The sequence below is a fragment of the Mesorhizobium sp. WSM3859 genome (assembly GCF_002295065.1).
In the GTDB taxonomy this organism is placed as follows: Bacteria; Pseudomonadota; Alphaproteobacteria; order Rhizobiales; family Rhizobiaceae; genus Mesorhizobium.
In genome coordinates this window covers 39,393-52,539 of record NZ_NSGG01000023.1, presented here as the reverse complement: position 1 = coordinate 52,539, position 13,147 = coordinate 39,393, and the positions used below count along the sequence as shown (strand labels likewise).

The 13,147-nt window shown below is 62.4% G+C and carries 20 protein-coding genes and 1 riboswitch; of the genes, 8 read left to right on the top strand and 12 right to left on the bottom strand.

The genetic code is table 11. The annotated features are described in order from the left end of the window. Positions 1 to 92: 92 nt before the first annotated feature. Positions 93 to 716: a YkoF family thiamine/hydroxymethylpyrimidine-binding protein gene (locus tag CK230_RS30695; protein ID WP_095820522.1), complete on the bottom strand. Its 624-nt coding sequence runs from the start codon at positions 714 to 716 to the stop codon at positions 93 to 95. Further along, positions 707 to 819: riboswitch (TPP riboswitch) on the bottom strand. (Overlaps the previous gene by 10 nt.) A gap of 201 nt (positions 820 to 1,020) precedes the next feature. Between CK230_RS30695 and CK230_RS30690 the strand changes: the two genes are divergently transcribed. The 3 genes from CK230_RS30690 (at position 1,021) to CK230_RS30680 (ending at position 3,114) form a co-directional block, all read left to right on the top strand. Next, entirely contained in the window at positions 1,021 to 2,109 is a 1,089-nt protein-coding gene (locus tag CK230_RS30690) for a GSU2403 family nucleotidyltransferase fold protein (RefSeq protein ID WP_095820521.1), read from the top strand. Positions 2,110 to 2,206: 97 nt separating this feature from the next. Further along, positions 2,207 to 2,551, top strand: coding sequence for a hypothetical protein (locus CK230_RS30685; protein WP_095820520.1), 345 nt, complete (start codon positions 2,207 to 2,209; stop codon positions 2,549 to 2,551). Positions 2,552 to 2,904: 353 nt separating this feature from the next. Further along, complete coding sequence (locus CK230_RS30680; RefSeq protein ID WP_095820519.1) at positions 2,905 to 3,114, top strand: hypothetical protein; 210 nt, start codon at positions 2,905 to 2,907, stop codon at positions 3,112 to 3,114. A gap of 207 nt (positions 3,115 to 3,321) precedes the next feature. Here the strand turns inward: CK230_RS30680 and CK230_RS30675 are convergent, their stop codons facing one another. From CK230_RS30675 to CK230_RS30665, 3 genes are all read right to left on the bottom strand, one after another. Then, positions 3,322 to 3,573: a DUF2934 domain-containing protein gene (locus tag CK230_RS30675; RefSeq protein ID WP_095820518.1), complete on the bottom strand. Its 252-nt coding sequence runs from the start codon at positions 3,571 to 3,573 to the stop codon at positions 3,322 to 3,324. A 108-nt stretch (positions 3,574 to 3,681) separates the two neighbouring features. Continuing rightward, positions 3,682 to 3,891: a hypothetical protein gene (locus CK230_RS30670; protein ID WP_095820517.1), complete on the bottom strand. Its 210-nt coding sequence runs from the start codon at positions 3,889 to 3,891 to the stop codon at positions 3,682 to 3,684. A gap of 127 nt (positions 3,892 to 4,018) precedes the next feature. Then, a complete protein-coding gene (locus CK230_RS30665) occupies positions 4,019 to 4,318 on the bottom strand; it encodes a DUF1236 domain-containing protein (RefSeq protein ID WP_095820516.1) in 300 nt (99 codons plus the stop codon). A gap of 291 nt (positions 4,319 to 4,609) precedes the next feature. On the opposite strand from CK230_RS30665, the gene CK230_RS30660 reads away from it, so the two are divergent. Next, positions 4,610 to 4,957, top strand: coding sequence for a DUF982 domain-containing protein (locus CK230_RS30660; RefSeq protein WP_095820515.1), 348 nt, complete (start codon positions 4,610 to 4,612; stop codon positions 4,955 to 4,957). A gap of 147 nt (positions 4,958 to 5,104) precedes the next feature. Here CK230_RS30660 and CK230_RS30655 read toward each other — a convergent pair whose 3' ends face one another. Next, the gene (locus tag CK230_RS30655; RefSeq protein WP_095820514.1) at positions 5,105 to 5,326 is read right to left on the bottom strand and encodes a hypothetical protein; all 222 of its coding nucleotides are present in this window, start codon (positions 5,324 to 5,326) and stop codon (positions 5,105 to 5,107) included. Between the two features lie 226 nt (positions 5,327 to 5,552). Beyond that, a complete protein-coding gene (locus CK230_RS30650; RefSeq protein ID WP_095820513.1) occupies positions 5,553 to 5,852 on the bottom strand; it encodes a DUF1236 domain-containing protein in 300 nt (99 codons plus the stop codon). 249 nt (positions 5,853 to 6,101) lie between these two features. Here CK230_RS30650 and CK230_RS30645 point away from each other — a divergent pair, with 249 nt between their 5' ends. Both CK230_RS30645 and CK230_RS30640 read left to right on the top strand, forming a co-directional pair. Further along, the gene (locus tag CK230_RS30645; RefSeq protein WP_095820512.1) at positions 6,102 to 6,995 is read left to right on the top strand and encodes a DUF1236 domain-containing protein; all 894 of its coding nucleotides are present in this window, start codon (positions 6,102 to 6,104) and stop codon (positions 6,993 to 6,995) included. A gap of 280 nt (positions 6,996 to 7,275) precedes the next feature. Beyond that, positions 7,276 to 7,641 carry an exopolysaccharide production repressor protein gene (locus CK230_RS30640; protein ID WP_245430120.1) on the top strand — a complete coding sequence of 122 codons (366 nt, stop codon included), beginning with the start codon at positions 7,276 to 7,278 and terminating at the stop codon, positions 7,639 to 7,641. Positions 7,642 to 7,691: 50 nt separating this feature from the next. Here the strand turns inward: CK230_RS30640 and CK230_RS30635 are convergent, their stop codons facing one another. Then, positions 7,692 to 8,099 carry a hypothetical protein gene (locus CK230_RS30635; RefSeq protein ID WP_095820511.1) on the bottom strand — a complete coding sequence of 136 codons (408 nt, stop codon included), beginning with the start codon at positions 8,097 to 8,099 and terminating at the stop codon, positions 7,692 to 7,694. Positions 8,100 to 8,586: 487 nt separating this feature from the next. Beyond that, positions 8,587 to 9,081: a cytochrome b/b6 domain-containing protein gene (locus tag CK230_RS30630; RefSeq protein ID WP_095820510.1), complete on the bottom strand. Its 495-nt coding sequence runs from the start codon at positions 9,079 to 9,081 to the stop codon at positions 8,587 to 8,589. A 244-nt stretch (positions 9,082 to 9,325) separates the two neighbouring features. On the opposite strand from CK230_RS30630, the gene CK230_RS30625 reads away from it, so the two are divergent. Next, entirely contained in the window at positions 9,326 to 9,868 is a 543-nt protein-coding gene (locus tag CK230_RS30625; protein ID WP_095820509.1) for a J domain-containing protein, read from the top strand. A gap of 398 nt (positions 9,869 to 10,266) precedes the next feature. On the opposite strand, the gene CK230_RS30620 is transcribed toward CK230_RS30625, so the two are convergent. Beyond that, on the bottom strand, positions 10,267 to 11,073 hold the full coding sequence (locus CK230_RS30620) for a hypothetical protein (protein WP_095820508.1): 807 nt from the start codon (positions 11,071 to 11,073) through the stop codon (positions 10,267 to 10,269). A gap of 363 nt (positions 11,074 to 11,436) precedes the next feature. Between CK230_RS30620 and CK230_RS32925 the strand changes: the two genes are divergently transcribed. Further along, on the top strand, positions 11,437 to 11,721 hold the full coding sequence (locus CK230_RS32925) for a hypothetical protein (RefSeq protein ID WP_141246159.1): 285 nt from the start codon (positions 11,437 to 11,439) through the stop codon (positions 11,719 to 11,721). A gap of 111 nt (positions 11,722 to 11,832) precedes the next feature. Here the strand turns inward: CK230_RS32925 and CK230_RS30615 are convergent, their stop codons facing one another. The 3 genes from CK230_RS30615 to CK230_RS30605 form a co-directional block, all read right to left on the bottom strand. Continuing rightward, complete coding sequence (locus tag CK230_RS30615; protein ID WP_095820507.1) at positions 11,833 to 12,111, bottom strand: hypothetical protein; 279 nt, start codon at positions 12,109 to 12,111, stop codon at positions 11,833 to 11,835. A 171-nt stretch (positions 12,112 to 12,282) separates the two neighbouring features. Beyond that, positions 12,283 to 12,819, bottom strand: coding sequence for a TadE/TadG family type IV pilus assembly protein (locus CK230_RS34060; RefSeq protein WP_095820506.1), 537 nt, complete (start codon positions 12,817 to 12,819; stop codon positions 12,283 to 12,285). Next, a complete protein-coding gene (locus CK230_RS30605) occupies positions 12,716 to 13,144 on the bottom strand; it encodes a TadE/TadG family type IV pilus assembly protein (RefSeq protein WP_245430119.1) in 429 nt (142 codons plus the stop codon). The genes CK230_RS34060 and CK230_RS30605 overlap by 104 nt, the downstream gene beginning before the upstream one ends. Positions 13,145 to 13,147: the final 3 nt, after the last annotated feature.

Sequence of the window (13,147 nt, the reverse complement as noted above, 5' to 3'; positions counted from 1 at the left end):
TCTCCCCCTCGAGGGGGGAGATTCGCCGGCACCGATGCTTTCGCCAATAGCCACGACACTCTCCTCGACGAACGACGTTCGAGCGCGCGGGCTCAGACCGCGGTCGGGCTGTTCGCCGAAATCGTGATGTCGAGGGTCACGTGGCCCGCGCCGGGTCCGAAGCGGCAGAAGGCTTCGTTGAGCGTGGCGAACACCGCGCCGGCATCGCCGCGCAGCCTGGTGCAGAAGTTCTTGGAACGGTCGAACACGCCGGACTGTTTCAGGAAGTCGATGCAGCCGTAGATCTCGTCCATGTGGTCGCCGGTGCCCATCACATAGAGCGAGAATTGCGCCGCCACCGGCTGATCGGTCGAAGGCGTCGACCGCACGGCGCCGAGCGCCGCGCGCTTGCGTTCGTCGAGCGGGATCGCCGGGCCGCCGATCTCGTCGGAACGGCAGATCGGATCGTCCGGCTCGCCGGGGCAGCCGCGCGAGACCGCGGCCGACAGCACGCAATGCTTGCCGCTTTTGGGCTTGCCGCTTTTGGCCGCCGCCACGAACAGGTCGCGCATGGCCGGGAACAGCACTTCGGGCGGCCCGACCAGCAGCGTCGAGATGTCGTCGGTCTCGATCCTGAGCCTGTCGCGGTAAGGATCGAGCGCGCCCAACGCGCCGAGGATGACGCCGACGAAATCGTCGGCCATGGGATAAAGGGAAATCTGTGCGCCGGAAAACATGGCCCGCCTCGCTCCGCTGGTATTATCCAGATCAGCTTTAGGGTCCGGAGGCTTGCCGCCACCATCTCAGCCCCGACCGTACGGAGCACCCCTGTGGATGGGCGCGTTAAAGCACTGTTTGCCAGGTTGGGGAAGCGGTTTTTTGCGGGGCCAATTGGGCCACGAGTCTCATCTCCCCTAGGGGAGATGCCGGTGGTTATAAGATTTTCACGAATTTCTTATAACAAACTTGCAATCGATCCGGCGACGCGCAATTATAAGAAAACTGCAGGAATCTTATAACGCCCATGAACCGACAGCGCCCATGAAGACCATCGACCTCGCCTACCGCACTCTCTACGCTGAGTTGGTGCAGCGCAGCCTCGACGCTTCCTTCGAGACGGATTTCTCGACGGCGGGCAATTTCGTGCGCGTGCCGGTGAAGGGCCGCGACTACTGGTATTTCGAGGAAACCCGCCCGGAGAAAACGCGGCGTTATGTCGGTCCGGCCGAGGATCCCGAGATCGCCAGGCGGGTTGCGGCCTTCCGGGAGATCAAGGACGATCTCAGGAGCCGCCGCAAGCTGGTCTCAACGCTGGTGCGCGACGCCGGCCTTACGGCGCCCGAGACTTTCACCGGCGATGTCGTCGAGGCGCTGGAAAAGGCGGGGCTCTTCCGGCTGCGCGCGGTGCTGGTGGGCACCGTCGCCTTCCAGACCTATGCCGGGCATCTCGGCGTGCGACTGCCGGGTGCCGCGCTGCAGACAGGCGACGCCGATTTCGCGCAGTTCCATTCCGTTTCGGCCGAAGTGGAAGACAGCATGCCGCCGGTCATCGACGTGCTGAAGGCCGTCGACCCGACGTTTCGCGAAATCCCGCACCGGACCGATGCCGGCCGCACGACGCAGTACGAGAACGCCTCGCGCTACCGGATCGAGTTCCTCACCCCGAACCGCGGCAGCGACGAGCATGCTGATCGCGCCAGCCCGATGCCCTCGCTCGGCGGCGCCTCGGCGCAGCCGCTGCGCTTCCTCGATTTCCTGATCCGCGATCCGGTGCGGACGGTGCTGCTGCATCGCTCCGGCGTGCCAGTGCTTGTCCCCTCGCCCGAACGCTTCGCCGTCCACAAGCTGATCGTGGCGACCCGCCGCGAGCGAGGCGCGGCGGCGAAGCGGGAGAAGGACCTCCATCAGGCGGGCCTGCTGGTCGAGGCGCTGGATACGACGCGCCGACAGGATGACCTTGCACTGGTTTTCGCGGAAGCGTGGGAGCGCGGCGATGCCTGGCGGGACGCATTGCGGAAGGGCTTGAGCCTGCTGAAGCCGGACAGGCATGAAATGGTCCAGTCGGTCTTGGGGCGGGCGCTTGGCGAAATCGGCGCGCAGCTCGAAGGCTTTCCGATGCGGATCGCTTGATCTTTACCCCAAGACGAAGCATATCGTTCAAATTGTACGAAATTCGCTTGACCGAGTTTCGTACATAAAGTACGATACTTCCTTTGAGGGAATCTGCTTGAACACCGCCAACCATGCCGCTTTTGCCGACCTCTCCCGCCCCTTGCTGTCGCCGCTGCCGCTCGCCGAGCGCGAACGCCTCGCCGGATCCTGGCGCATGGCGAGCCAAGACATCGCCGACGACATCCGCTTCATCCGGCAATATCTGAAAGTGATCGCCGAGAAGGACGAGCGGCTTTCGACCGGCACGCTGGTGCACGGCCGCGCCTATGTCGAAGCCTGCGCCGCCTGGCTGCCGGAAACGCTGGCGCGATATCTGCGAAACCTCAGGCTGATCAGCGAGTGCGAAAGCGCGATGATCGCGGCGGGCGTGAGGTTCGCCAGGTCGAGCGATGCGTGGTGATCTAACGCCCCTTTTCCCCTTATAGGAGAAGGTGGGCTCGCGAAGCGAGGTCGGATGCGGGGTGCTGGTGAGGCGCCGAAGATCTAGCACTATATGCCTGCGGTGACGAAAGTCGCCGTCAAGCTGGAACACCCCTCATCCGTCTCGGCGCTACACGCCGATCCACCTTCTCCCACAAGGGGAGAAGGGGCGCACTTCCGCCCTCCAGCCAGCCTCTGCAACCCTTGGCTCGCCGCCCCGGCAAATGCATCGTTTCACACAATCGCCAATTGGTGGACGCGGGTGAGTGGACGGGCGTTAATTCCTCCCAGGCGAAGGAGGGACTAGACGCATACCAGGGAGGAACACGTTTGATGCAACCGCAAATCGACATCGGCGCACTGCCCGAGGATCAGCCCTACGAAATCACCTCATTTGCCAGAAAGCACGGACTGACGGTTCCGGTCGCGGATGCGGTGCTTTTCGCCAAGGGCCCATCGCCGTCGCGGGCCGCCTGCGATACCGCGGCGCTTGCCCTTCTCTGCGCTGTCGCGCAATACGCCAGCAAGCAGGGAGGGCGCTAGCGGTTCGGCGGCACGCCTTCCTCTTCTTGATCTTCCTACCAGCTGCAGCCCCGCATTGGCGCGGGTGATGCGGTTGTCGATGTCGTCGACATGGGCGGCGCGCCTTTAACGGGAGCCATCACAAACCGCCGGGCGTGGGCCAGCCACGTCCGGTCGTTGTCGGAGATCGTTGTCGGGATGAGCCGGCGGCGGCGCGCCGCCGGAGCTTCAGGCCTTGGCTTTCGGTTTGGCCGCCTTTGCCTTGGCGGGGGCCTTGGCGGGCTTTTCCGCCTTGGCGGCTTTCGGCTTCTCGACCTTGGCGGCAGCTGCCTTCTTGGGAGCTTTCTTCGGCTTGCCTGCCGCGTCGATCTCAGCGGCCGCCTGTTCCCAATGCTCCATATGAGCACCTTCGGGCCGGCCGGCCTGCTCCCAGAGTTCGTGCGCGCGCTGGCGAATACGTTCGTGCCTGTCGTCCGTCACTGTCGCCTCCTGATGTTGGGACGGGTTCCCCGGCGAGAACAGTAGCGGAATTTTCACGCGGCGTCTTCGGTATCAAGCAGATGCGACCGACTTAGACGGCAAATTCGCTCAGTGTCCGTCGACGACGACCGCGATGCCCAGATGCGCTGCCTTCTTTGCGATCAGTCCGGCTAAATCCGCGTCAGAGCGGTCGGTCCCCGTGCGCTTCCGCAGCAGGGCAATTGCCTCTTGCATGGTCAGCAGGCCAGTCCTGTGCTCGGCCAGCAGCTTGTCGACCATGGCGGCGATACTTGGTGATTCGACATGTGGATGATGCATGGCAACGACTCCTTCCGCTTCGTTGCCTCCCAAACCGCTGCCTATTCTAGGCCTTGTGCCCCGATGCGAGAAGAGCCCGATCCCTCACCGAAGCTCGGCCAAGGATCGGGCTCTTCGGAACTAAATGTTACTGGATCACCTGGACGACGCGACGCGTGCCAGGATCGATCAGCACCGTGTGGTCGTTGACGACCGCATAACGATACTGCACGTCCGGAACCGTCTGCAACTCGACGGTGTCAGGCACGGTCGAGCCGACGCCGAGCTCCAGGCCAAGCACGTTGACCGAGGCGATCGGGTGCTTGTGGACATATTCCTTGACCACGGTCTGCTGCTCGGGGGTGACGATCACCTCGTCCGCGGCCGCGACGCCGATGCCGGCCATCAGAGCCAGGCCGGCGACAGCTGGAATGAGGGTGTTTTTCATCGTTTCTCTCCTGTTTGCGTTCACGACGATCCTTGGATCGCGTGTTCACGACGACCTTCGGATCGCGTACTCACGACAATCCTTCGGATCGCGTGTTGGCGAGCTCCGCCCTGCCTCCGCGGGGGCGGAAACATCGGCAAGTCGAATAGTTGAGCTCCCGGGGCAAACGTCCCCGGCGAGGTGTTGTTCCGTCAGCGACGACTAATTGATGTGGCGGAACCTTCGCATCGGCTCTGCATTGGAAGGCATTGAAACTCCCCAAGACTTTGAAATCCAAAGGGCGCCGCCGTCATGCAAGAAGGTTACATCAGAAGCGACATCGAACTTCGCGCCCCCGTGGCGATCGCCGTCGGCGCCGGGTTCAAGCGCGAGATCGCCACGCTCACCGGGATGCAGAATTTCCTCAAGGAATGGCCGCCGGCCTCGCGGGGCGAGAGCCACGCAACGGCGCTGCACGCCTGCGAGGCGGCGCGGGCCGGAGAGATCGATCTCGACAAGGCGCGCCAGGCGTTCCTGGCCTTTGCGAAGAAGGCGGGGATCGAGTGGACCGGGGCCGATCCGGTCGCGGTGCTGCGCGAGGCGAAGATCAGACGCAACCGGGCACGCGAAAGCCGGGCGCAGCAGCGGCCGGCGCACTGACGGCCGCCGCGTTGGCGTTGCCTGCAGCTTTCAGGATCTGGCCGACGAAATACCCGACGAGCGGTCCGCCTGGCGCCCGCGGACCGCCGCCTGGCGGCTGGCGGTCGACTGGATCGATCGGGGATCTTTCGGCTGGTGGCCGCGCGGTCAGGTCGGCGCCGACTCGCCCAGCGCCTCGGTGACGAAGGACGCGGCGATCAGGTCGTCCGCTTCGATGCGTAGGGAGCCCTCGGCGCCCCCCATGATGGCCGCGACCTTCTGGAAGGTCTTCATCTCATGCTCGGTGATCCGGGCGTCGCGCATCCTGGCTTTGAGCTCGGCGACGCGCATCCCGAGCGAACGGGATGTTCCGACTTCTCGTTTCGACATGTTGGTCAAACTCCTCCTTGACCCCGCCCGTACCTTCGCCGCCGCCCGAATCTCCACCCTGCCATCGATTTGTGTTGTCTCTGAGACAGCGTGAACCCAGAGCCGCTAACTCAAGCGCGGCGGTAAGGTTCCATTAGCATATGGTAACAAATAATAATCGGTTAATGGCCCGCCGCAGAACGACGGGCCATCTGATTGCGGCACGGTATCGATTATTCGATTACGACTATTCGATCACCTTGACGATCTTGCGCGTGCCGGGGTCGACTATGACCGTCCGGTTGTCGACAACAACGTAACGGTAATTGACGTTCGGCACCTCATGCAGTTCGACCGTGTCGGGAAGCGTGCTGCCGATGTTCAACTCGACGCCCGGAACCTTCACCGAAGCCAGCGGCTGCTTGTGGACATATTCCTTGATGACGGTTTCCTGCTCCGGCGCGATGACGACATCCTGCGCGGCAGCGGCGCCAATGCCGGCAAGAAGCAGCAAGCCGGCGGCGGCGGAGGTGATGTGCATTTTCATTGTTAGTCTCTCCTATGTGGATGGCTCAAAACGCCTTGATGCTGCGCCTGCGATTCCACAGCGGGTCGGCATTGTCGTAACGCCAATCGCCTGGCGTTGTTCCTGCGAAATTTGACCCGGCGCCTTGCAAAAATCGATGCCGCTTTGTTCCGCAAAACCATCCTTTTCGCCCTTGCTGCAATTTCGGAACAATGCGTTTCGGGCGGGGTTACCCATGCGAAGGGACCGACTTTTTCGAGGAGAAATCCAATGAAACATCTGCTGATCACGAGCATGATTGCGCTCAGTGTGAGTTGCGGCGCCGCGATGGCGCAGACTGAATCGGCGCAGCCAAGCGGCGGCGACAACAATTGCGCGGCCGGCACGGCCGATTGCCAGAAGGGCGGCAAGGCAGGCGGTCAGGCCCAGGGCGAGACGAAATCGAAGACCGAGATGAACGCCCAGGGCAAGGCCGGCGCCAACACGCAGGAACAGGCTCAGGGCAAGGCCAAGATGAAGACCGATGAGCAGGCCCAGGGCCAGGCCGGCACCAAGACCGACCAGAACGCCGAGGACAACACGCAGCTCAAGAAGAAACAGCAGGCCCAGGGCAAGGCCGGCGCGACCACCGAGCAGAACGCTCAGGGTAATACCAAGATGCAGACCGAGCAGAACGCTCAGACCAACACCGGCACCAAGACCGACCAGAATGCCCAGGACAACACGCAGCTGAAGAAGAAGCAGCAGGCCCAGGGCAAGGTCGGCGCCACCACCGAGCAGAATGCTCAGGATACTACCAAGATGCAGACCGAGCAGAACGCTCAGACCAACACCGGCACGAAGACCGAGCAGAATGCCCAGGGCAACACCACCGTCCAGACCGACCAGGACAAGACGGCTTCGATCAACAACGTGACCGTCGAGCAGAGGACGCAGATCACGCAGATCATCCACGAGACCAGGGTGGAACCGGTCCGCGACGTCAGCTTCGACATTTCGGTCGGCATCGAGGTGCCGCGGCATAAGGTGCGGCTGCACCGCCTGCCGGCCCGCATCGTCAAGATCGTGCCTGCCTATGAATCCTATGACTATTTCGTGCTGGCCGACGGGCGTATCGTCATCGTCGACCCCGACACTTACAAGATCGTCCTGATCCTGACCTGACGGGGACCAGCACTAAGAGAAGAAAGGCCCGCCGATGCGGGCCTTTTTCGTTCAAGTGCCGTCGCGGCCTAGAAATAAGCCGGCGCGGCCGCCGGCGCGCTCCATCGCGCTCCATAAGGCGTCGCTTGAATGTGCAGGCCCATGGAACGATCCCGCGCAATTGTCGGTTGTTGCACGGAAGTCCTGCATCCTTGGTCCCTGTCGGGGGCGGACGATGGTGCGACCTGGCCGCCGCGCAGATTGTTCGGCTTGCGGTCCACCCGGAAAAGGTGCAAGGGTCATGACGGGTAGAGACATGGGCGAGGTCGTCGACGGCTGGAAATGGTCGCGGCGCTCGGTTGGGCAAATGTATTTTCCGCAGTTTCTTGTGGGAATGGCGGCGACGCTTCTGGTGATCCTCGGCTGGACATTTGCGTCCACCGGATCGGTCTGGGCGGCATTGGGCTGGACGGTCCTTGCCGCGGTTATTCTGCAGGCGGGCTACTTCGCGGCGGTGCTGTGGCTGGTGCATGGCGAGGCCCGCGTGACCGACGAGGCCAAGTCGAACGAGGGCGCCGCCTCGCCCGCGGAATTGCCTGGCCCGTTCGAGCGCGACGGCATCATCCAGGCTGTCATTTCGCTGTTGTTTCCGAAGCTGTTGCCTTAGCCGGCGGAGGCTCCAGCCCGTCCAGGCTGAAGCCGCTGCTCAACCGCAAGCTAGCGCGCTGTGGCTGGTGAGGCGGAGCGCACCGTCTCCGACGACGAGAAGACGACGAAGCCAAAGACCAGCACCGCAGCGGCGACGATCAGCGAGCCTATCGCCACGACCGGCTCGATCTCCGGATGGCCTGCCGCCAGCATCCAGTAGAGCGCCGGCAGCATGATCACGATGCCGACCGTATAGAGGCCGTAATGGATCATGGCGATGCGGCGCTCGGCCTTGGCCGGGTTGAGCGCATAGTAGCCGCCGAAGATGGCGCTGGTGACCCAGCCAAGAAGGTTGATGTGGGCATGCGCCGGGAAGGCGCCGTGATCGCCCGAAATCGCCATCTGCAGCCCGGCGGCGATGCCCAGGATGAGAAAGACGATGGCCGTCTTGAAGAAGAGTTCCGATACGCGTGGCATTCTGTTGTCCCTCCCAATGCCTCTGTGGACCCGACTCGGTGAAGTTTATATCCAGCAAGCCATATTAGCCATGGCGCACCTAAAGCTTGTCTCCCGAAAGTGGGAACCGGTTTCGGGATAAAGACATGCGTAAAACCAAAGACTAAGGCGCATGGAGCGAACCCGAAAGATCGCGACGCGCTTTAGGTCGGTGAAGCCTTCGGACGAAAGCAGAGAGAGGCGGCCTCGCGAAAAAAAGGCTCGCCTCTTTCGAGGCGAGCCAAAAGGGAGCCGGGCTTGAGGTCGGCTCCCATCCAGGTTGCCACCTGAATTTCAAACTTGGTTAACGTAACAGAGGTCGGGGTTTATTCCACAGGAATAGTGTAGACCAAGTGGGGTTCCTTTAAAGCGCGTCGCGACCTTTCAGATTCGCTCCATGCGCTTTGGATTTTTGATTTTACGCATGTCTTTATTCCGAAACCGGTTCCCACTTTCGGGAGACATGCTTTTAGCCAGCGGACGAAAACATGCGCTTCAGCGTCCCGTCCTTCAGCCAGAACTGGTGGTACAGCGCGGCAAGGACGTGGACGGCGATCAGCACAACGAACGCAGGCTTGGCAAGCGAATGGATCTCGCCCCAGGGGTCGCCCACATAGAATGCCAGCAACCCGGCTGCGGGTGTCGCCAACAACAGCACATAGAACAGACCATGTGATACATGCGCGGCGATTTGCATCCATCTCGGCCCCCAATTGGCGGGGGCCGGCGCGCCTGATGCGAGCCTGAGGACCAATCGAACCAGCACGAGCGCAAGGATGGTCAGGCCGGCCCAGTAGTGAGCGGATCCGAGCGCCTGGTCCGACGCGGCCGCGGGCTGTCCGTTTTCAATGGCGTCCACGACGGCAGTCATGCTCTCGCCGAAGAAAAGCTGAAATAAAACGAGCACCGCTATCAACCAGTGCAGCGTGATTTGATAAGTTGAATATCCGCTTCCGGTTTTCATTGCATACAATCCCCTGGATATGAGGTGTCCCACGCCTTCGCGTTACTGAATACGTGAGAGGAGCATGGCTAAATTTGGCTCGAAATCTCCCGCAATTGTGGCCGCAATCTTACAGTTTCGTATGATGAGTGCCCGCGCCGGCCATAGCTGTTCAAAGCCTGGTCCCGCGCCTTGCATGCGCGCGACATTTAGGCAATGCTGCGGATTGGGGGAGTGGTTTCCGTGATTTCGGAAGCACGATTACATGTTTATTGACTACTACGAGACTCTGGAAATTAGCCCGAAGGCCAATTCAGAAACAATCGAGCGGATTTTCCGCTACTTTGCGATGCGCTACCATCCCGACAATCGGGAAACTGGCAATGAAGCGCGCTTCAGCGAGATCGTCGAAGCCCACAATACGCTACGAGACCCGGTCAAACGGGCGCAGTACGATATCGTTTACCGCGAACATCTGGGCCTTCGTCACGAACTTACCGAGGAAGCGCGCGACGCCCGCGGCTTGGCCAGGGATTCCGTCATCCAGGCCAATTTGCTGTCGCTTCTCTATGTGCGGCGCCGACGCGACGTCAACAATCCGGGCATCGGCGACGAGGAGCTCGAACGCCTGTCGGGCTGCCCCCGCGAGCACCTCGAATTCCACCTGTGGTACCTCAAGGCGAAGGGCTTCATCGGCAGGACCGAGAACGGGACGTTCGCCATCACGGTCGAGGGCATCGACCACGCCGGGAGCAAACAAGACCGGGACCGCCCGGACGCCACCCGCCTGCTCGATCACGCCGATTAGAGCATGTCTCCCGAAAGTGGGAACCGGCCTCGAACTGCATTCGGCCGGGCTGCGTCGCGCGGCCCATCAAAAAGCCCGCCTACTGGTGCCTGAACCAGTGGCGGGCTCGATGAAGGAGCAGCTACATCCCGGGGGGAATCGACTGTCGTCTCCTGAACTCCCCATATCTGGGCTCGGTTCCGCTGGGAGAGCGGAGCCTGAACCATGCGCCATAAAGGGCAAGAACAGGGAGCGCAACGATGACATAGACGCCGTGCGCCACCGAAGACAAGACGACTGAGGTCTGACGCGCCGCCGAAATAGGCCGAACGGCTTCACGCGGAGGCGATGGCGCACAAAAAAGCCGCCGGGCGAGGCCCGGCGGCGTTTCCTCCACCCTCTGGTCGGTTCGGCCGGCCTTATGGCGTTGTCGGCGCCGCGGCCGCGGCGGCCTGGTCGATCTTGCCGGCCAGCACGCCCTTGGCCCAGTCCGTCACCTCCTGATCGACCGGCTTGTTGGCCATGTCCTGCAGGGCGGCGTCTAACGTCGCGTCGTCCGGGGCGGGTGTATTGGTAACCTCAGTTTGGGCATCCGTGACCGCCTGGGTGTCAGCGGTGATTGCCGTATTCTGAGCGTCGATCTGCCCCTGGACGTCGGCGATCTGCGCATCGAGCGCCGCCTGCTGTTCGGGCGTAAAGCCCGTCGTGTCAGTCGCATTGAGGTCGGCGAGCTGCGTGGTGAGGTCGGCCAGCGAGGCCTGGTCGGCCGCCAGTTGGGCGTTCGCCGCGTCAAGAGCGGCCTGGGCGTTCTGGGCCGCGGCAGCCTCGGTCACATAGGACTGGATGCCGGCGAACTTCTTGCTCTTGGAATTCATGTAGGCGTTGATGTTGCGCTGCAACGAGTTCAACCGGCCGAGCTTGGAATGGATGTTCGGCGTAGCGGCGGTCGGCGCGGCGGCGGTCGTCGTTTCGTCGGTCGTCGTGTCGTCCGACGCGCTGTCGTCGGTGCTCTTGTTGTGGCCCTGGGCCGAGGCCGACTTGCCATGCGAGGCGCCGCTGTTGCCGTTGCCACCGGCATTGCCGCCGCCGTTTCCGTTGCCGCCATTGCCATTGCCATTGCCGCCGCCATGGCCATTGCCACCCCCATGGCCGTTGCCGGCAAGCGCCGGGGCCGCCGCGAGCGCCAGAATGGCAAGGGATGCCAGAAGTGTCTTACGCAATGTCATTGTGCTTCTCCGCAGATGAATCTTCACACGGCCCAACCGCTAGGCAGCCTCATATGAGAATTTGCTAACGGCGTCGGATAAACTTTAGGCAATTGCGGTCGCGAAATGAGAGCATTGCGGCCCTTGCCCGGTACTCTTCGCGAAAAACTACATTAACCCGTTGAAATAAAACAGAAATACAAAGGGCCGAGCGCGTTTGGGCCGTTTGGAACAATGAGGGCCCTTGCCTCGCCAGACCATGGTCCCTAAGGGTCATTTTGGTACACGAAAGTCGGCAAATCGGGAGCGTTTCGGGTCGCGGGAACACTGTGGCCTGGCCGAGGTTAAACACCTGAAGGGACGCTACCCAAAGGACCACTCCTCATGAAACGCATTCTTCTTGTCGCCGCCCTGTTCGCCATGTCCGGGGGGCTGGCTGTGGCGCAGTCGGGCACGTCGTCCGGTACTTCGTCGGGTTCTTCATCCACGACCACGATGCCCAGCACGGATCAAACGCAAACGAACTCGACCAATCCAAACTCGGCCAAGGATTGCGCTCCGGGACAACAGACGACGGGCACTGCGAAGCAGGCGGCCCCCGGTCAGCAGGACACCAGCGCCAAATCGAACGCTCCCGGCCAGATGAAAACAACAGCACAGGGCTGCTAGAGCGTTGGTAGCGTCCGCCGAAACGGCGGACCGCCCTATCTTCCCGTTTTGGCGCAGTTGCGGACGGAAAGCTACGGCGAAGGCGCCGAGCCTAGCCGTTTCACGCGGCTTCTACGTCCCCCCAGTGGCCGGCGCGTCGGTCGCGGTGTCCGGGTCCTCGCTCTCCGCCGAGCCGGTTGAAGAGAGCACCGTCAGATCCATGCGGGCGATGCGGGACGCGGCTTTTCCTTGCGCGTTCGGCTCGCCCGCGTCTGTATCGGAGACCGAGGCCTTTGCAAGGTGGCCGACGCTTTGCGCGCTCTTGCCCGGGAAGGTTTCCGACGATCCCTGAGGTTTGCTCGAATGATGCACGACGCCAGCGGAATGCTGGCTTCCGACGGGAGAAGTCATGGCTGCGCTCCTGATAGGACGACGGCAAACCCCTAGCATTTCTTGCTGGCGTCAAGCTTGCGACTTTAGAGGTTGCTAAGATGACGTGCCGACCGGCCGCAGCGGATGGGACGGCACGTATGCAGCTACCGCCCGCAGCGACGGTTCTATCTCTGGTTTGCGCGTGCCGTTCTAGCCGCCGACCAGCGGCACGGTCACGGACGTCGTGTAGCTGATTGGATAATCGCTGAAATAGGGGAAGTTGATGACGAAGGCGTAGCTGGCGTTGACATGGGCCATGCGGAAGCCGCCGCTCACCGGATCGGTGTTGATGGTGACGTTCACATTCTTCAGGCCGAGCGCCTTCAGCTTCTGCGTGGCGACCGCCTGGATGTCGGCCTGCGTCAGCGTGTTGTTGAGCTGCAGCGAGCGCGCCGAGGCCTCCAGCGCATAGCGCACGCTGGAGGTGGTGTTCATTGACCAGCCAAAAGCGAAGATTCCGAACAAGAGCATGATCAGGACGGGCGCGATCAGGGCGAATTCAATGCCGCTTCCGCCGGACACGTTGCCGGCAAATGCCCGGGGCCGCCGGGTCCAGCCGCTCAGCGCTTTTCCTGGAACTGCCCTAGCGAACACGGACCACCTGCAAATGACCGAGCGTGGTGATATCCGGGAAAGGGCCGAAGGTGAAGGGCGGGGTCCAGGTGCCGGTCGCCTGGATCTGGACATAGACAGACGGCGCTTTCGGGCCGCTGCACAGGGTTGAGGCATCGACGACGGTCGTTCCGCACTGATAGATGCGGGTGATAACGACCTGGGCATCGGAAGGCTTGTTTTCCCAGCTCGCCAGCGCCGCGGCCTGGATCGCCGTGTCGTCGGAGGATCCGGCCATCACGAGGTTGGCGGCCGTCTTCACGCCGGCGCGCATCGACATCGAGCTGGTGACATAGGACCAGCCGTCGAGGGTGCCAAGCAATGCCGCGCACAGGACCGGCAGCACCATGGCAAGCTCCACCGCGGCGATGCCTGTTTCATCGCGAATGGCCCGGACCAATCG